We start from the raw sequence: 18,315 nt of genomic DNA on the forward strand, positions 1-18,315 counted from the left end.
GGGTCCCTCCGGAGACACGGGGAGGCGTGATGGCGGCGATCGGCAGGGCAGGGGCCGAGAAATCCGAGCGGCAGAGCGCCGAGAATCAGTCGGTGGCGCGGGCCCTCGCGGTGCTGGATCTGCTGGCCGAGCAGGCCGAGCCGCTCGGCGTGCGGGAGATCGCCCGCCGGCTCGGGCTGGCGCCGTCGATCGCCCAGCGGCTGATCAGGACGCTCGCCAACGCCGGCTATCTCGAGCAGGTCGACGCGACGCTGCGCTACCGCATCGGCTACAAGGCGTTCCATGTCGGCAACGCCTTCGTCGGCCAGAGCAGCCTGCACGCGGCCGTGATGCCGGAGCTCTACGCGCTGGCCGAGCAGGAGGTCAGCGGCTTCCTCGGCGTGCGGCGCGACCGCAGCGTCGTCTATCTCGCCACCGTGCAGAGCACCGGGCCGATCGCCGTCAACCACCGCCCCGGCGCCCAGACGCATCTGCACTCGACCGCCATGGGCAAGGCGCTGCTCGCCGAGATGAGCGACGAGGAGGTGCGCGCGCTGCTCTCGCACAGGCCGCTGCCGAAGCTCACCGAGCGCACCAAGGTGGCGCTGCCGCAGCTCGTCGCCGAGCTCGCGACCATCCGGCGGCTCGGCTACGCGACCAGCGACCAGGAGAACCGGCAGGGCTTCTTCTCGGTCGGCGCCGTGGTGCGCGACGCGACCGGCGCCGCCGTCGCGGTGATCAGCGGCGCCGTGCCGACCGCCGGCCTCAAGAGCCAGGACCGCGGCCGTATCGCCCGCCTGGTGCTGACCGCCGCGACCAACGCGTCGCGCAGGCTCGGCGCGCCGGCGGCCCGCGCCGTCCTCGCCCGCTGATCAGTCGCGAGCGGAGACCTGCCGTCGCCGTGCAGGGCGGCCCGCCGGTCCCGGCCGGCCGGCGAGGCGCAGCAGCAGCGCCGCGAGGGCGATCCCGGCGAGAGCGCCGAGCGTGTCGACCGCGAGGTCCGACCAGCGCGCGTGACGCCCGGGCGCCAGCACCTGGATCAGCTCGACCCCGGCCGTGAAGAGGATCGCGGCGGCGGCCTGGAGCCGCCAGCGGCCCGGGGCGGCGAGCCCGGAGGCGAGGCCGAGCAGCAGGAAGATCGCGGCGTGCTCGACCGCCTGCGGCGCCGCCACCGGGCGCAGCCCGGGCGGCACCACCGACAGCGTCACGATCGCCAGCGCGACCGCGGCCGCGGCGAGGCGGCCCGCCTTCTCGACGGCCCGGACGGCGGGCGTCCGGCCGTCGGCCATGTCGGTCATGCCTGCACCGTGCGGGCGTTCGGCGCGACCGCGGGCGGGCGGTTCAGCTCGCCGGCGAGCGCGATGTACTCGGCGCCGATGCGGTCCCAGCCGTAGCGCTCCGCCGTCGCCCGGGCGCCGATGCGCAGCCGCTGGCGCAGCGCCGGGTCGTCGAACATGTTGCGCAGCTTGGCGGCGATGTCGGCGGCGTCCGCGGCGATCCGGTAGCCGTTCACGCCGTCTCGCAGATAGTCCTCGATGCCGCCGACCGCCGTCGCGAACACCGGCACCTCGGCCGCCATCGCCTCCATGCAGACCAGCGAGAAGGTCTCGTAGGAGGTCGGAAACACGAAGGCGTCGGCGGCGGCGTAGAACGCCGCGACGTCGCGCCGCGCGCCGGCGAACACCAGCCGGTCGCCGGACCGCTTCGCCATGCGGCGGAACGGCGCCGGATTCTCCGAGCCCACCACCAGGAGCCAGGTGTCGGCGTCGAGCAGCTCCAGCGCGCCGACCGCGTGGACGAGTCCCTTGCGGTCGAACTCGTGACCGACGAAGAGCAGCAGCTTGGCCTCCGGCGGGATGCCGAACTCGGTGCGGATGCGGGCGCCGGCCTCGGTGTCGGCGCGGAAACGCTGCAGGTCGATGCCGTTCGGGATGACGCGGATGCGCGACGGCGGCACGCCGTAATGGCGCTGCAGCTCGTCGGCGACCCGCGACGAGACGGCGACGAACATCCGGTAGCGCAGCCCGCCGATCATCCAGCGGTCGCGCACCGCCACCCACAGATGGGTCGGATTGAGCAGCCAGCGCCAGCTTCCGGCGCGCCGCTTCTCGGCCAGGCTCTCGGCGTTGACGGCGTGCACCACCAGCACGTCGCCCATCAGGCTGTCGCCGTGGCTGATCACCACGGCGCCGCGATGGCGGCGCGCCGCGGCCGTCGCCGCCACCGTGAACAGCGGCACCACCAGGGCGCGGCCGAGATGGCGCAGCGCGCCGCGGGTGGGCACGCGGGCGAGCCAGGGGGCGACGCGCTCGACCATGGTCCGCCGGTCCGGCACGTCGCCGACATTGGAGGCGATCACCGTGTTGGCGACCCCGGCACGGCCGAACACCCCGGCGAGCTCGAGCGCCACGCTCTCGACACCGCCGACCGAGCTCAGTTCCTGGACAATCTGGATGATTTCGAGTGTCATGACGGAATGCCCGGAGTGGTCGACGAATGAGACGGACGGGACGCGGCGTCGCCGCCGTGCTGTGGCTCGCCGGCGACATGCGCTTCACGGCGCTCGATCCGCGCGGCGCCGGCACGTTCCGGCTGGAGGGCGAGGACGGCCTGCTGCTCGTCTGGCAGAACCGCCCGGGCTGGGTCGACCGGCCCGGCCGCACCTGGACCGTCGACCTGCCCGACTGGGCCCGGACGGCCGAGCTGCGGGGCTTGGACGGATTGAAGACGACTCTCCAGGTTCATGGCGGCATCAACTCGATCGGTGGGCTTCAGGACAACCGGACCTGGATGTTGCGGGTGCCGCGGCACCCTGAGTTCGTGTTGCATCGCCCGGAGCGAAGGTGCGCGTGTTCGCGAAGCGACCGCGCCGGCTCGACGGCGATGAGGCGTCGTCAATCGTTTCCGACGAGTGAAGGTGATACCTTCGTTTCCGAGCTACTTCCATTTTTATCCAGTTTCTCACGAGATTTTGTCTCGCGTGCCGCGGCCGCCCACGCGCCCGACAGGGCCTTCGCGACGGCTTCGTATGTGAAGCGGGCCAGGACGTTGCGCTGTCCGTCCTCGCCCTTCCGCGTGCGCGTCTGCGGATCCGCCGCGAGGGTCTCGACCAGTGCGGCGAGCGCGACGGGATCGCTCTCGGGGACGATCCAGCCGCCGGCGCCGATCACGTCCGGAATGGCGCCGCAGGTCGAGCCGATCACCGGCACGCCGCAGCTCTGCGCCTCGACGATCACGCGGCCGAACTGTTCGCGGACCGCGTCCGTCGTGCGCGTCAGCAGGATCAGCGCGTCGAGCCCGCGGATGAACGAGGCCACCTCGGCCGGCGACGCCCAGCCGCGGATGTCGACGCGGTCGCCGAGCCCGAGCGTCGCGATCCTCTCGCGCAGGCGCGGCAGGTAGGGCCCTTCGCCGAGGATCGACAGCGTCACCGGCGCCTGCGTGCGGGCCATCGCGTCGAGCGCGTCGTCGAGCCCCTTCTCCACCACGATGCGGCCGACATAGCCGAGCCGCAGCGGCTGCTCCGCCGACGCCGCGCGACGCGGCGGAGCGGCCGCGGGATCGGGCCGGAACGTGTCGCGGTCGACGCCGTAGCCGATCGGGCTCACCGGCCCCGCGTAGCCGCGGGCTCGACACACCATCGTGGCGTCGGGGCTGCGCGAGAGCAGGTGCGCGGTCTGTTTCAGAACATGTCTGCGGATGCTCTCGAACGGCGGCGGCAGGGTCTTCAGGATGTTCTGGTCGACCTCCAGCACCAGCGCGGCCGGCCCCTTGAGCAGCGCCGCCTGCAGGGCGACGACGCTCCACGGCTCCTCCCACAGATGGATCACGTCGGGCGAGAGCGTCCTGATCAGCTTGCGCAGGCCCGGATAGAAGTGAAGGTACCAGCTCATCGGCCCGGCCTGCTTCAGCCGGATCGGCATCACGTGCAGGGTGACGCCGGGATCGGGCGGCGGATCCGCCGTCATGGTGCGGCCGAACTGATGCCAGGTCGCCGGCACCACGAGATGCACGTCGAGGTCGTCGCGGGTCGCGAACGGATAGTAGCGTCGCCGGCCGACGTCGCGGCTGACCGCCGGATGGGCGATCGACAGCACCTTCAGCTTGCGGCCGTCAGACACGGCCGAGCACCCGGGCGGCGACGCCGGTCATGCCGGTGAGGTGCAGCTCGGCGAGCGCCAGGTGGCGCTGGCTGCCGCCGAGCGTCACGCGCGGCAGGCGATAGGCGTCCTGGCCGCGCCTCACCAGGCCCTTGCGCGTGGTGGCGCCGCTGGCGAAGCCGGCCTCGCGGACGAGGTCGAAGTCGCGCGGGCCGCAGTCGCCGGAGCGGCCGTACGGAAAGGCGAAGTGGTGGCAGGCGACGCCGAGCCGCTCGCGCAGCCGGCGGCGGCAGCCGTCGATCTCGTCGAACGCCTGGGCCGCCGACAGGCTGGAGATGCGGGCATGCGACATGGTGTGGCCGCCGATCTCGACCAGCGGATCGTCGCGCACCGCGTCGAGCATCTCCCACGACATCGCGTGCTTCCAGTGCATCGCCTCGGCGTCGACGCCGTTCTCGGCGCAGAAGGTCGCGTAGCGCTGCGCCGGCACGTCCCTGTCCCAGTCGGCGGCGATGCGGTCGTAGGCGGCGCGCTTCGCCTCGGCGGTCGGCACCGCGATCGTCTCGCCGTCGGCCGTCACGCGGTCGTTGTTCAAGAGCACGTCCTCGAGGCCGGCCCAGCACATCGGCAGGGTCCCGTCCGGGATGCCGGTGGTGACGAACAGGGTCACCGGGACGCCGTGCCTGCGGAACAGCGGGATCACCGCCTCGAAGGTGTCGCGATAGCAGTCGTCGACCGAGAAATTGACGAAGCGGTCGCCGGCCCTGCCGCGCGCGGTGCGGCGCAGCGCCTCCTCGATGGTGACGACCGACCAGCCGGTGCGGGCGAGATAGCCGAGCAGCTCGTCGAGGAAGTCGAGATCGAGGTAGAAGTTGCGGTTCGGCAGGCGCTCCCACAGCTCGGGCGGGGCGGCGCGGTGGAACGTGAACAGGCAGCCGCGCGAGCCGAGCAGCGCGTCGACGGCGGCACCCATCGGGCGGACGAGCCTCTCGGCGCCGGAACGGCGCGAAGGGGGAGCGGTGGCGATCGGAACCATCAGGACCTCCTCGTGTCGAACAGACGCTTGCGGATGCGGTCGAGGACCGCGCGACAGGTCGCCGGCATCAGGACGGCGGCGGCGACCGCGATGCTGAACAGGCAGGCGAAGCCGCCGGCGACGAGGCGCGGCAGCGTGCCGGTGACCTCGGTGTGGATCAGCCAGCCGAGACCGGCCATCACGGCGGCGGGGCCGAGCCCGATCAGCACCAGGACGAGAACCCGGCGGCGGCACTCGAGCGCCAGGATGGTGCCGCCGAGCAGCACCAGGCTGCGCACCGCCTCGCCGAGGCCGATGATCAACGGGCCGTACTGAGTGGCCGTCTGGAGCCCGGAGGTCGCGAGATTGACGGCGACGTTCGCCGCGTAGGCGGCGATCAGGATGGCGGCGGCGTGCAGGTTGCGGCCGGTGCTGTTGAGGGTGCGCAGGAGGATCCAGCCGAGCGTCGAAGCCCACAGGCCGACCGCGATGCCGCGCAGCGCCTGGCTGGTGAGCAGCACGCCGTGCTCCGTGAAGGCGCCGCGGAAGAAGACGAGCCGCACCACGTCGGGGGCGAAGACGACCAGGTAGACGGAAGCCGGCAGCGCGACGGCGAGCACCGGGGCGGCGAGCGCCTCGACGCGGGCGCGCTCGTCGACGGGCGGATGGCTCGACAGGACGCCGAGCCCGACCGGCTGGCTGACCAGCAGCACGGCACTCTCGGTGAGGGTGCGGGCGTAGTCGAGCGAGGCGACCGTGCCGGTGGCGATGCGCGACGCCATCATCCGCTCGACCCAGACGTTGATCTGCTCGGCGAACGGCAGGGCGAGCAGCGGCCGGAGCCGGCGCAGGAAGTCCAGCCCGGCCTCCAGGGCCAGCGCAGGGCGGGCGCCGGCGAAGCTGAACTCGCCCTCGCGCCACAGCGCCCACACGCCCCACACGGCGAGCGCGTTGAAGGCGATCGTGAACGCCCAGGCGAGCACGTCGAGGCGGCCGGTCAGCACCAGCAGGACGAGCCCGAGCATGATGCAGATGTTGAGCAGGCCGGCGCGCAGATTGGTGATGCGCGAGCGGCCGAGCGCGATCTCGCCGGCGGCCAGCACGTTGAGGGCGACCGACGCCGGCATGCCGAGCGCCATGATGCGCACGAAGTCGAGGGTGAGGGCGCGTCCTTCGGCGACGAAGCCGCCGACCACGGCGTCGACCCAGAAGGCGCCGGCCGCCTGCACGGCGAGCATCAGCAGCACGGCGAGCAGGGTCAGCGCGACGGTCAGCGAGGCGAGGCGCTGCGCCGCGTCGCCGCGGACATGGGCGTCGCGCTGGATCGGGATCAGGATCGCCGGCACGCTCTCGTTCTGCAGGAAGGCGAGCGGCAGCAGGATCGCGGTGAGGGCGCCGCGGAATCCGTCGGCGACCAGCGAGGCGCCGAGCACCTGCGCCATCAGGAGCTCGCGGGCGAAGCCGAGGAGCTTGCTGACGAGGGCGCCGCCCATCAGCACGGCGACCAGCCGGCGGGTCGATCGCGCGCGCGCGCTCGGCGGGGGCTCGTGGGTCACGGCGGTCATGCCGTGCCCCGGACCGGCGCCCGCGGCGCCGGGGACACCAGCACGACGAAGGTCCAGAACAGGAAGCCGAGCTCGCCCGCCGCGATGCTGGAGAGCGGCATCTGCACGAGCCCGCCGCAGGCGAGGGCGCCGACCAGCACGGCCTCGCGCCGGCCGTCCTTCACGGCGGCCGCGATCGCGCGGCCGGCCGCCCAGACGAAGCCGGCCAGGCAGGCGAGGCCTCCGACGATGCCCATGCTCAGCCAGCAGGCGATGATCATCCCGTCGATCGCCATGGCGCCGGCCGACCCGACGTCCGTCACCGTGAAGCCGACGCCGAGCAGCGAGGAATCCCACTGGCTCCACAGCGTCACGTACTGCTCGAGCCGCTCCTGGGCGCTGCCGTCCTGGCTGCCCTCCGTCAGCGTGGACAGGCGCTCGCCGATCACCTCGCCGAACGGCGTCAGCGTGGCGGCGATCACGGCGGCGCCGACGAGGCCGATCAGCACGGTCGCCGAACGGCGACGCGTCACCGCGAAGGCGAGGCAGAACAGCAGCCCGACGGCGAGCGACAGCCAGGCGGTGCGGTAGAGCGACAGCAGCAGGGCGAGCGCCGCCGGGCTCGCGAACAGGAACGTCTGCCAGGGTGGCCGCAGGAAGCCGACCAGCAGCAGGCCGACGGCCGTGAAGGTGGCGAAGCTCGCCGGGCCGTTCATGGTCGAGAAGGTGCGCACCCCGAACGGGATCGGCTGGCCGGCCGACATGATCGGCGCGAAGCTCATCCAGTAGCGGTCCCAGTTCGGCGGATCGACATACTGCCAGATGCCGTAGAGGCCGATCGCCGGCAGGATCACCAGGAACGCGGCGGCGGCGCGGCGCACCAGCTCCTCCGGCTCGGCGGCGTCGATCAGCACGGCCGCGTAGAGGAGCGGCACCGACCATTTGAGCGCGCCCGTGGCGGCGTTCATGAGGTCGCCTTGGAACAGCGACAGCGCGGTCGCGTAGGCGACGCAGGCGCCGACCAGCAGGATCGGCCCGAAGCGGGGATCGAACGGCCGGTCGCTCTCCAGCCGGCGGACGAGCTGGGGGAGCGGCGCGAGCAGCGCCAGCAGGGGACCGACCAGCATGATGCCGGCCTGATCGTAGCCGACGGCGAGATCGACGACGCGGCGCGCGAACGGCGCGAAGGCGAACAGCACCAGGGCGGCCTGCAGGTGCTCGCCGGGGCCGCGCCGCCAGGCGTACCAGCCGGCGGCACCGCAGCCGGCGATGAAGGCGATGCGGGACAGGCCGCCGAGCGCCGGGCCGGCGAGCGCCGTCGCCGCGAGGAGAACGACCGCCGGCACCCATCCGGGCACCGGCCCGGAGACCCGGCCGGCCGCCGAGAGGGTACGGGTCATGCGCGGGCTCCCGCCGCGGGGTGGTCCCCCGCGACTCGGGCGATCACGGCGGCGACCGCGTCCTGCATGGCGGCGACGCCGTAGCGGCGGCGGGCGCGGGCCTCGGCGCGGTCGATCTGGTCGGCGGGCACGCCGGGCGTGTCGAGCACGCGGGCGAGCGCGGCGGCGAGCGCCATGGCGTCGGCGGGCGGCACCAGCGTGCCGGCGCCCCCGTGATCGAGAATGTCGGGTGCGGCCCCGGCTTCGGTCGCGATCACGGGCACGCGCGACAGCATCGCCTCGACGAGCGTCCGGCCGAAGGGCTCGGGCGACACCGAGGGATGCACCATGGCGTCGACCGCCTGCATCAGCAACGGCACGTCGGGGCGATGGCCGAGGAAGAGCACGCGATCGGCGAGGCCGAGCGTCTCGACCTGCCGGCGCAGCGTGGCGGCGTAGGCCTGCTCGCCGAACAGCGCGTCGCCGACGATCAGCAGCCTCGTGTCGGGCAGCGCGCGCAGCGCCTCGATCACGACGTGCTGGCCTTTCCACGGGGCGAGGCGGCTGAACACGCCGACGAGCCGTCCCGCGGGCAGGCCGAGGTCGCGGCGCAGGTCGTCGCGCGAACGCGGGTCGCGGACGATGTCGACGCCGTTCGGCACCACCTCGACCAGGCCGTCGCGGCCGCCGGCCGAGACGAAGGCGGTCGCCGCGGCCTCGGACGGGACGATCACCCGGGCGGCGAAGCGGTTGGCGAGCGCCACCTGCAGCCGCCGCTGGCCGGCGCCGAAATGACTGCCGTCGATGATGTCGTGCAGGTGCCAGACCAGCGGCCGGCGCGCCACCGCATGGGCGAGCGCCGCCAGCACGAAGGCCTTCTGCGAGTTGGCGTAGATCACGTCGTGGCGGCGCGCCGCGCCGGCGATCTCCAGGGTCACGCCGGCGAGCCGGCCGGCGAGCGGCGCCGCCCGCCACAGCGAGGCGTCGCGCTTCACCACCGCGAGGCCGCCGCCGAAGCGCGATTTGACGATGTCGAGGCCCTTGCCGCGCATCGCGCCTTCCAGCGGCCCGTCCTCGAACAGGAACGCGGTGGCGCCGCGCCATGCCCGCACCACGTCGAGCAGCACCAGCTCGGCGCCGGCGATGGCGCTCGTGTGGTTGACGAACATGACCCGCGGCGACGCCATCAGGCGGCCCCGAGATAGGCGACGGGGCGCACCGGCCTCGCCTCGTAGAAGGGCAGGTCGTCCGGCTTCACCATCGTGATGGTCATGCCGAACACGTTGCCGCCGGCGGCCCGCAGGCTCTCGATGGTCGCGGCGGCGCCGGCGATCGACGAGCGGCCCCAGCGGGTGCAGCACAGCACGCCGTCGACGTGCTTGGCGAGCACGTGCGCGTCCATCAGCACGTCGGCCGGCGGGCTGTCGATCAGCACGAGGTCGTAGGCCTCGGCGAAGCGCAGCGCCTCGACCATGGTCTTGCTCATCAGGAGCTCGGTGGAGGTCGAGGTCGGCCGGCCGGCCGGGATCACGTCGAGGTTCGGGATGCCGCTGCGCACCACCGCCTCGCGCAGCGGGAACTTGCCCGACAGCACCGCCGTCATTCCCGGACCGCCTGTGAGGTCGAGGGCGGTCGCGATGGTCGGGCGCCGCATGTCGCATTCCATCACCAGGACGCGGCGGCCGGTGGCGGCGACCAGCTGGGCGAGCGCCAGGGTCGTGAAGGTCTTGCCTTCGGCCGGGCCGGACGAGGTCACCAGGATGGTGCGGAAGCGCTCGTTGGAGCCGGCCAGCACGATGCCCGCATAGAGCTTGCGCAGCGCGTCCTGCAGATGCGGGTCGCGGCGCGCCTTGTCGAGCGCCGCCGGCAGCGGCAGCTCGCTCTGGCGGCTGAGCATCATGCCGAGCACCGGCGTGGCCGCGGCCCGGGCGACGCGCGGCAGCTCGGCGAAGATCGGCGCGCCGGTGACCGAGGCGAGGTCGCCGGAGGCCCGCACGCTGCGGTCGGCGCGGTCGCGCAGCAGCGCCGCCGCGAAGCCGAGCAGGGTCGCGAAGGTGAAGCCGGCGGCCAGGAACGGCAGCTTCTTCGGGAAGAACGGCCTGGTCGGCGCCTCGGCGAGGCTGACCAGCCGGGTGCTGCCCAGCATGACGCGCCGCTCGGTCTCCAATTCGCTCGCCCGGCGGTACAGCTCGGAATACTTCTGCCGCTTGATGTCGGCGGAGCGCACCATGCTCTCGATCGAGGCCTCGTCGGCGGTCGCGGCGGCGACCTCGGCCTTGATGGCCACGGCCTGCTGCTTGAGCGAGGCGACGAGCGCGTCGGCGGCGTCGTAGGACTTCTGGGCGCTCGCCGCGACGGTGGCGACCTCCTGGCCGAGGCGCTGCTCGAGGATGTCGCGCTCGCGCTGCAGGGCGCGCAGCGACGGATGCCGCTCGCCGAGCGTGAACGCCATGTTGGCGAGCTGGCCCGTCACCGTGGTGAGCTGCTGCTTGAGGTCGGCGACCGAGCGGCTCGACAGCACCGACGGGGCGTCGGCCGCACCGCGCGCCTGGCTCGCCTTGATCTCGCGCAGCCGCGCCGCGGCCTCGGCCCGGGCCGCCTCGGCGGTGGCGAGCTGCTGATTGATGCTGGTCAGCCGCTCCGACGAGATCGGCGCGGCGGCGCCCCGCATCAGGCCCTTGGCGCGGCGGAACTCCTGGATGGCCGCGTCGTTCTCGCGCACCTCGGCGTCGAGCTGCTTGAGCTCCTGCCACAGATAGGCGGCGGCGGCCTCGCGGCTCGACGACAGGTTCGCCTTCTGGTCGTCCAGGAAGGCGGTCACGAGCGCGTTGGCGAGCGTCTGGGCGACGTCCGGCAGCGGCGACTGGTAGGCGATGTTGATGACGCGCGAGCGGCCGACCGTGCCGACCTTGTAGCGGGCCATCACGTATTCGATCAGCTCCTCGCTGTCGGGCGCGAGCTTGTCGCAGGCGTCCTCGCGCGAGGGGAACAAGAGGCCGAGCAGGCCGCGGCCGGCCTGCCAGCGGCATTCCCGCAGGACCGCGTCGTGGGCGCCCGGCATCGCCATGGCGAGCCGCATCACGCGCGGCGAGCGCACCACCAGGAGCTGACTCTCCAGGTCGGCGGGGTCGCCGATCTTCTGGGCCCAGGCGGCGGACTGGTTGGGCACGCCGGGCTCGGGCTCGGCGACGATGACCGAGCCGTTCGCCAGATAGCTGACCGGCAGCACCAGGAGCGCCGCCACGGTCACGACCATCACGGCGAGGAACACCGAGCCCGCGATCCAGCGTCGGCGCCACAGCCGCACCAGAAGGCCGTTGCGGCGCGGCGTGCCGGCGAGGTCGGTGACGGTGGCGAGGGAACCCATGGACATGGTCGTCACGCGTAGCTGCGGGTGTTGAGCAGCGAGCCGGTGGCCGCGTCGCGGGCCCGCCGGGCCTCCTCCATCTGCTTGTCGACGAAGGCGGTGAGCTCGGAGCGGAAGCGCTCGGCGGAGAAGCGCGCCGCCTGCTGGCGGCAGACGGTGCGCGAGAAGGTGTGCTCCTGCGCCGCGAAAGCCCGCACGCAGGCGGCGATGTCGTCGGGCGACGGCGTGAGGAAGAACATGCCGGAGCGGTTCGGCAGCGACGAGGAGACGATCTCGCGGGCGCCGCCGAGGCCGAGCGCCAGCACCGGCGTGCCCTCGGACATCGCCTCGACCATGATGATGCCGAAGTCCTCCTCGGCCGCGAACACGAAGGCACGGGCCGTCGCCATCAGGTGGCGCAGGTGCTCGTCGCTGACGAAGCCGGCGAAGGAGACGTTGGGGGTGGCGATCTCGCGCAGCTTCCGGCCCTCGGGCCCGGAGCCGGCGACGACCAGCTCGAGATCGGGCATCAGGGCGAAGGCGCGCACCACAGCCTCGATGTTCTTGTAGGGAACCAGCCGGCTCGCCGCCAGGAAGTGGTTGCCGCGCGGCACGTCGGCGCGCTGCATGGCGAGGTTCACGGGCGGATGGATCACGGTGGCGGCGCGGCCGTAGACGCGGCGGATGCGGCGGGCCACGAAGGACGAGTTGGCGATCATGGCGTCCGGGCCGCTCGCCGTGCGGCTGTCCCACAGCCGCATCCGGTGGAGGATCACCCGGGCGATGGCGCTCTTCACGCCCTTGGCGTAGCCGCTCTCGCGCAGATAGCTGTGCTGGAGATCCCAGGCGTAGCGCATCGGCGAATGGACGTAGGAGACGTGCACCTGGTCGGGGCCGACCAGGACGCCCTTGGCCACCGCGTAGCTCGACGAGATGATCAGATCGTAGCCCGAGAGATCGAACTGCTCGATCGCCAGCGGCATCAGCGGAAGATACGAGCGATGCTGCGAGCGGATGAAGGGCAGCTTCTGCAGGAAGCTCGTGTGCGCCGTCTCGTAGCCGATCTTGGCGCGCTCCTCGGGGGAGAGGACGTCGAACAGCGTGTAGACGTCGGCGCCCGGATAGCACTGCAGGATTTCCCGGAGCACGCGCTCGGCGCCGCCGACCGTGTACAGCCAATCGTGAATCACAGCGACGCGCACGGGAGCCTCCACTTTTCCGCTGTTGGAGTTCTTCTTCAGCGTTCCCCTCACATACGGGGTCGCCGGTCGCGCGCTCAATCCATTCCTGAAGAGTTCGTTAACGGCGGAGCGTTAATTGTCGCGACCCGAATGTGTCCCGTTTACCACCATTCATGGCCGAAAGCCGCCTAAATGGCGTCGGAAATGAGGCAGTGTTTACCATGGGCGGGCAATCGGCGCAGCCGAAGCGCGAATCGTCCAGCAGTCTGCGTGAGTTGATTGCATCGCGGGCCGCCCGTCGCCGGCCGGCGTTGACGCGATCGTGATCCTCGCCGCGGGCCGGGGACGGGCCGCCGCCTGCGCCGGCTCCGGCGCCTTGGATGCGTCTCGCCGGACGCGCGTCGATCCGCCGGCGTGCCGCTCAGCGCTTCGGCGGCTCCACCTTGGTCCACCGCGCGTCGGGATCGAAGGCGTCGATCCGCGGCGCGATCCGTCCGGTGTCGGGGCCGAGATCGGCCTCGTAGACGACCCCTTCGTGATTCACGGCGAAGGTCTTGATCCCCGAGATCCCGTATCGGGCCGGCCAGGCGAGCGCCGCGAAGCCGCCGATCAGCCGCCCGCCGGCCAGGTAGTCGTAGGCGCCGCCCGGCGCCTTCGGCCCCTGCGCGGTGAGCATGCGGAAATGGTAGCCGTGGAACGGCACCGGCCCGCCCTTCGCCCGGTAGCCTTCGCGTACGGCATCGGCGACCAGCGGCCCGAGCGGGCTCTCCGGCTCGCCCTGCGCGGCGGGCCAGAACAGGCCGTCCTTCTTGCCGGGGCTACTGCGGAAGCGCCGCGCGTAGGCGGCGGCGCCACCCTCCTGGTGCAGGCGGGCCGCATAGTCGCGCTGGGCGTCGACCACGGCGAGCAGCGTCTGGATGGCGGCGAGCTCGTTGCGGCCGATGGTGCGGTTGAGCACCTCCTCGCGGCCGGCCTCCGGATCGAAGCGCCACCGCGTGCCGGTCTTCACGAGCGGGAACGGGAACGGGAAGCCGTCGTCGCCGACGGTCAGCACCGCCCTGGCGCCGCCCTCCGGGACGATCGCCGATTTCTTCGCGTAGGCGTCGACGAACCGCGCCACCCGGGCCTGATCCTGCACCGGGTCGCCGCTGACGATCCAGTCCCGGACGGCGGGGCCGAGGATCGCCACCACGGCCTTGCGGTCGCGCGCCTTGGCCGCCTCGAACAGGGCGTCGGCGGCGGCCTGCGGCGTTTCGAACCCGCGCGGCGCGACGGCCGGGGCGGCGGCGAGCGGCACGGCGGAGACGCCGACGAGGCCGGCGAGCGCCAGAAGCACGAGGGCCCGTGCGATCGAGGCGAAGCGGACGAACGGCATGGCGGTTCCCTCCCGGGCCGATGCGAGGACGGGCGAGGCGGCGCGGATCGGGCTCATCGCCGCCCCCCGCGTCCACCGCCGCCGCCGCGGAAGCCGCCGCCACCGCCACCGCGGAAGCCACCGCCGCCTGCAATCGCGGGCCGGCCGCCACCGCCGCCGCCGCGCAATCCGGCCGGCGGTCCGCCGCGCGGTCCGCCGCCGCCGATGCGGGCCGGCGCCGCCGCCCGGCTGGCGGCGCCGCGGGCGCTCTCGCGCCGCACCTCGCCGCCGCGGCCGAGGCCGTCGAACGCGTTGCCGCCGCGCGCCGCCTCCCGGGTGCGGGCGACGTCGCGGCCGCCCCGCGCGCGGTCGCCGAGACTGCCGCGGTCGCCGACCCCGGGCCGGTCGGCGGGGCGGACACGGTCGCCGGCGACGGCGCCGGGGCGGACACGGTCGCCCACGACGGCGCCGGCGCGGTCGCGGAACGGATCCTGGCCGGCCTGGACGCGGCCCCGGAACGCCTCGCGCGCGGCAGCGTCGGCGGCGGCCCCGCGGCCGAACCGGCCCGCCAGGTCGGCATTGCCGTAGGGGACGCCGCGCCGGTGGGCGACGTCGTGCCGCCACGTGCCGTCGACGATGTTGGTGCGGTTGAAGTTGTTGAACCGGTTGACGTTGATGTCGACCCGCCGGTTCCACCAGTTGAGGCCGCCCCAGATCGCCGCGCCGGCGGCGACGCCGGCCCCGAACCACAGGGCGCCGCTCGCCACGTAGCCGGGCGGATACCACGCGAAGGGCGGGTAGGCCGGATAGGGCCACGGGCCGAACACCACGTTCGGGTCGTAGGCCGGCACGAAGACGACCTGCGGATCGGCCTGCTCGATGACGAACACGGTGCGGCCGTCGGAGCTGCGGGTCGAGACCTTCTGCTGCGGGGTGCTCTTCAGCGTGCCGGCCGCGTCGGCGCGGGCCCGCAGCCGCTGCACGGCGTCGAGCACGTCGCCCTGCTGGGCCAGGAAGGCGTCGCCGAGCCGCTGGGTCCAGTCGAGCTTGTCGTTCATCATCGCCAGCGTCTGCGGCACCGGCACCAGAGCCTTGACGCTCGGATCCCAGGGCTGCTGCAGCAGCGCGTCCTGCAGCGCCTTGCCGGTCAGCCGGGCGTTGTCCTTGGCCCAGCGCGCCGCCTGCACCACCTCGAGCGGATAGGTCGAGGCCATCAGCACCTGGGCGAGGAGGTCGTCCGAGTAGAGCGCGATCGGCGCGACCAGCGCCTCGATCTGCTCGCGCGACAGCGGCTGCTGCTGCGCCGCCGAGGCCGGCGCGGCGGCCGGTGCCGCCGTCTGGGCCGTGGCGGTCGCCCCCGGCAGCAGCGGGCCGAGGCCGAGCAGGATCGCGAGGGCGGCCGCTCCGGCCATCAGGCCGGGCCTGCCGTGTGATGACGCCGTGATCGGAAACGAGCGCGCGAGACGCAAGCGATCCTCCTGTGGCGGGTGTCGCCGGAACGGCGTCCCGCAACCGTAGAACGGTCGCGCCCGGGAGGGACTCAGGGCTTTCACATAGCCGGTTCGGGCGAGGCGGCAGGGCCGGCGCCGCTACTGGCGGCGCCGTGCCGGCTCGCGCTCCGGCCCGCGGTCAGCTCGGCCGCACGGGCGCGCCGACCAGGCAGTTGCGGCCGTTCGCCTTGGCCTCGTAGAGGTGGCGGTCGGCCCGCTCGATCAAGGCGACGGCGCTCTCGCCCGGCGCCCACGCCGCCACGCCGATCGAGAGGGTGACGTAGCCGAGCGTCTCCTTGGTGGCGCGGCGCAGCAGCGGCCGCTCGGCCACCCCCTTGCGGATCTGGTCGCCGATCGCCATCGCCTCCTCGAGGCTCGCATTGGGGAGCAGCACGGCGAACTCGTCGCCGCCGTAGCGGGCGACGAGGTCGCTCGCCCGGACGTTGTTCTTCAGCGTGAAGGCGACCAGCCGCAGCACGTCGTCGCCGGTGGTGTGGCCGAACTGGTCGTTGAACCGCTTGAAGCGGTCGATGTCGATCATCGCGAGGGAGAACGGCTGCGGCGCGTCCTCGTCCTCGGCCCGGGTCGTCGCCTGGCTCAGCGAGAAGTCGAAATACTTTCGGTTGGCGAGCCGGGTGAGCGGATCCGTCATGCTCTCCAGCCGCAGCGTCTCCATGTTCTCCTGCAGCAGCCGGAACTGGTCCTCGGACTGCTTGAGCTGGGCCTGGAGCAGCGCGTTGGTCTGCTGGATCGCGTCGGTGGAGCGCACCAGCGACTTGACCAGCTCGGAGACCGAGAGGTCGGCCCGTCCGCCGCCGAGCGCCTCGGCGGCGCTCTGCAGGTCGATGCCGTAGTCGGCCGCCGAGCCGCTCGCCACCTGTATGGCGTTCTGAACCTTGCGGGTCTCGCTCCCCAGCGCCTCGCCGACCGACAGGAACTGGCCGAAATGCGGCTCGGACGAGAAGTGGCGCTCGCGGATGCTGTGCACCCGGGCGCGCGACAGGCACTCCGCCTCGGCCGCGTCGACGTCGCGCACCAGCGCCTGGTTGTGGCCCTGGAAATACGTGAACCACACCTCGAAGGTCGGCGGATCGGGGATCTGGCCGAGCCCCCGGATCCGTTCCAGAGCCTTGAGCGCGATGGCGAAAGCCGTCGCGGGATCGTCCGTGTTGGTGGTCTGCGACATGGGGGGCAACGTGCTCGGCATTCCATCGGCCCGGACAAGAACCGGATTCTGCGGCTGACCACCGGCAACCGGTGATCGTAAATAATCTGGACCCGGCATGGTTTACGAGTCCTTAAGGGCGGGTCTGGATTACCATCGGCTGCAACCGGACCGCAATCCTTCCTGCCGGCCACGGCTCGGAGCCGCTATCGCCGGCCGTCGCTTGTTCGCCTCCGGAGCCTTTGTTATGAGCGGCGGCGTCCCCCGTCCGACCGACCCGAAAGGCTGGCCCTCGAATGCGCGTGGCAATGATCGGCACCGGCTATGTCGGCCTGGTTTCCGGCGCCTGCTTTGCGGACTTCGGTCACACCGTGACCTGCGTCGACAAGGACGCCCGCAAGATCGAGGCCCTGCAGGCCGGCGACATCCCGATCTACGAGCCCGGGCTCGACCGCCTGGTCGAGACGAACGTGCGCGAGAAGCGGCTCGACTTCACCACCGCGCTCGCCGGGCCGGTGGCGGAGGCCGACGCCGTGTTCATCGCGGTCGGCACCCCGTCGCGGCGCGGCGACGGCCACGCCGACCTCTCCTACGTCCACGCCTGCGCCCGCGAGATCGCGGCGGCGCTGTCGGGCTTCACCGTGGTGGTGACCAAGTCGACCGTGCCGGTCGGCACCGGCGACGAGGTCGAGCGCATCATCCGGGAGACCCGGCCGGACGCCGACTACGCGGTCGTGTCGAACCCCGAGTTCCTGCGCGAGGGGGCGGCGATCCGCGACTTCAAGCACCCCGACCGCATCGTCATCGGAACCACCGACGAGCGCGCCCGCCAGGTGATGACCGACCTCTACCGGCCGCTCTACCTCAACCAGGCGCCGCTGCTGTTCACCCAGCGCGGCACCGCCGAGCTGATCAAGTACGCCGCCAACGCGTTCCTGGCGACCAAGATCACCTTCATCAACGAGCTCGCGGATCTGTGCGAGAAGGTCGGCGGCGACGTGCAGGAGGTGGCGCGCGGCATCGGCCTCGACAACCGCATCGGCACCAAGTTCCTGCATGCCGGTCCCGGCTACGGCGGCTCGTGCTTTCCGAAGGACACGCTCGCCCTGATCAAGACCGCCCAGGACCACGAGGCGCCGCTGCGCATCGTCGAGACCGTGGTGGCGGTGAACGATCAGCGCAAGCGCGCGATGGCCCGCAAGGTCGCGGCGGCGCTCGGCGGCAGCGTGCGCGACAAGACCATCGCGGTGCTCGGCCTCACCTTCAAGCCCAACACCGACGACATGCGCGACGCGCCGTCGATCCCGCTGGTGACGGCGTTCAACGACATGGGCGCCACCGTGAAGGCCTACGACCCGGCCGGCATGGAGCAGGCGAAGCGCGACCTCGACGGGCTCGTCACCTTCTGCGCCAACGCCTACGAGTGCGCCGAAGGCGCCGACGCGCTGGTCATCGTCACCGAGTGGGAGCAGTTCCGGGCGCTCGACCTCGACCGCCTGAAGGGCGTGATGCGCCGGCCGGTCGTCGTCGACCTGCGCAACGTCTACCGGCCCGACGAGATGGAGCGGGCGGGCTTCACCTATTCGAGCATCGGCCGCGCCCCGGCGCGGGGGTGAGGGCGAACACGTCTTCTGACGAGCCTGTCCGCCGTCGTTCCGGGGCGCCGTGCAGCGGCGAACCCGGCGACTGTCTTGAATGTCAAGCGTGCGAGTATGCGACGTCGGCTTTGACGAGGCCGTTGGCGATGACGAGGATCTTTCTG

General features: G+C 72.6%; 14 protein-coding genes. 2 read left to right on the forward strand and 12 right to left on the reverse strand.

Going from position 1 to position 18,315, the window contains the following annotated elements:
* Nucleotides 1-29: 29 nt before the first annotated feature.
* Entirely contained in the window at nt 30-851 is an 822-nt protein-coding gene (locus J2S22_RS14995) for an IclR family transcriptional regulator (RefSeq protein ID WP_272777989.1), read from the forward strand.
* Here J2S22_RS14995 and J2S22_RS15000 read toward each other — a convergent pair whose 3' ends face one another.
* From J2S22_RS15000 to J2S22_RS15055, 12 genes are all read right to left on the reverse strand, one after another.
* Nucleotides 852-1,277 (reverse strand): VanZ family protein, encoded by a 426-nt coding sequence (locus J2S22_RS15000; RefSeq protein WP_272777988.1) that lies wholly within the window; start codon nt 1,275-1,277, stop codon nt 852-854. It abuts the gene before it with no gap.
* Nucleotides 1,274-2,449, reverse strand: a complete 1,176-nt coding sequence (locus tag J2S22_RS15005) for a glycosyltransferase family 4 protein (protein ID WP_272777987.1) — start codon at nt 2,447-2,449, stop codon at nt 1,274-1,276. Before J2S22_RS15005 ends, J2S22_RS15000 begins: the two co-directional genes overlap by 4 nt.
* 424 nt (nt 2,450-2,873) lie before the next feature.
* Nucleotides 2,874-4,100, reverse strand: coding sequence for a glycosyltransferase family 4 protein (locus tag J2S22_RS15010; RefSeq protein WP_272777986.1), 1,227 nt, complete (start codon nt 4,098-4,100; stop codon nt 2,874-2,876).
* Nucleotides 4,093-5,115 carry a polysaccharide deacetylase family protein gene (locus J2S22_RS15015; RefSeq protein ID WP_272777985.1) on the reverse strand — a complete coding sequence of 341 codons (1,023 nt, stop codon included), beginning with the start codon at nt 5,113-5,115 and terminating at the stop codon, nt 4,093-4,095. Before J2S22_RS15015 ends, J2S22_RS15010 begins: the two co-directional genes overlap by 8 nt.
* Nucleotides 5,115-6,659 carry a lipid II flippase MurJ gene (locus J2S22_RS15020; protein ID WP_272777984.1) on the reverse strand — a complete coding sequence of 515 codons (1,545 nt, stop codon included), beginning with the start codon at nt 6,657-6,659 and terminating at the stop codon, nt 5,115-5,117. Before J2S22_RS15020 ends, J2S22_RS15015 begins: the two co-directional genes overlap by 1 nt.
* Nucleotides 6,656-8,038: an O-antigen ligase family protein gene (locus J2S22_RS15025; protein ID WP_272777983.1), complete on the reverse strand. Its 1,383-nt coding sequence runs from the start codon at nt 8,036-8,038 to the stop codon at nt 6,656-6,658. Before J2S22_RS15025 ends, J2S22_RS15020 begins: the two co-directional genes overlap by 4 nt.
* Nucleotides 8,035-9,204 carry a glycosyltransferase gene (locus J2S22_RS15030; RefSeq protein ID WP_272777982.1) on the reverse strand — a complete coding sequence of 390 codons (1,170 nt, stop codon included), beginning with the start codon at nt 9,202-9,204 and terminating at the stop codon, nt 8,035-8,037. Before J2S22_RS15030 ends, J2S22_RS15025 begins: the two co-directional genes overlap by 4 nt.
* Nucleotides 9,204-11,390 carry a GumC family protein gene (locus J2S22_RS15035; RefSeq protein ID WP_272777981.1) on the reverse strand — a complete coding sequence of 729 codons (2,187 nt, stop codon included), beginning with the start codon at nt 11,388-11,390 and terminating at the stop codon, nt 9,204-9,206. Before J2S22_RS15035 ends, J2S22_RS15030 begins: the two co-directional genes overlap by 1 nt.
* Nucleotides 11,391-11,395: 5 nt before the next feature.
* A complete protein-coding gene (locus J2S22_RS15040) occupies nt 11,396-12,565 on the reverse strand; it encodes a glycosyltransferase (protein WP_272777980.1) in 1,170 nt (389 codons plus the stop codon).
* A 400-nt stretch (nt 12,566-12,965) separates the two neighbouring features.
* Nucleotides 12,966-13,919 (reverse strand): DUF2950 domain-containing protein, encoded by a 954-nt coding sequence (locus tag J2S22_RS15045; protein WP_272777979.1) that lies wholly within the window; start codon nt 13,917-13,919, stop codon nt 12,966-12,968.
* A gap of 53 nt (nt 13,920-13,972) precedes the next feature.
* Nucleotides 13,973-15,367 carry a DUF3300 domain-containing protein gene (locus tag J2S22_RS15050; protein ID WP_307155842.1) on the reverse strand — a complete coding sequence of 465 codons (1,395 nt, stop codon included), beginning with the start codon at nt 15,365-15,367 and terminating at the stop codon, nt 13,973-13,975.
* A 160-nt stretch (nt 15,368-15,527) separates the two neighbouring features.
* Nucleotides 15,528-16,574: a GGDEF domain-containing protein gene (locus tag J2S22_RS15055; RefSeq protein WP_272840720.1), complete on the reverse strand. Its 1,047-nt coding sequence runs from the start codon at nt 16,572-16,574 to the stop codon at nt 15,528-15,530.
* A 275-nt stretch (nt 16,575-16,849) separates the two neighbouring features.
* Here J2S22_RS15055 and J2S22_RS15060 point away from each other — a divergent pair, with 275 nt between their 5' ends.
* Nucleotides 16,850-18,169, forward strand: a complete 1,320-nt coding sequence (locus J2S22_RS15060) for a UDP-glucose dehydrogenase family protein (protein WP_272840721.1) — start codon at nt 16,850-16,852, stop codon at nt 18,167-18,169.
* Nucleotides 18,170-18,315 lie beyond the last annotated feature (146 nt).

The organism is Rhodoplanes tepidamans (assembly GCF_030813915.1).
Taxonomy (GTDB): Bacteria; Pseudomonadota; Alphaproteobacteria; order Rhizobiales; family Xanthobacteraceae; genus Rhodoplanes; species Rhodoplanes tepidamans.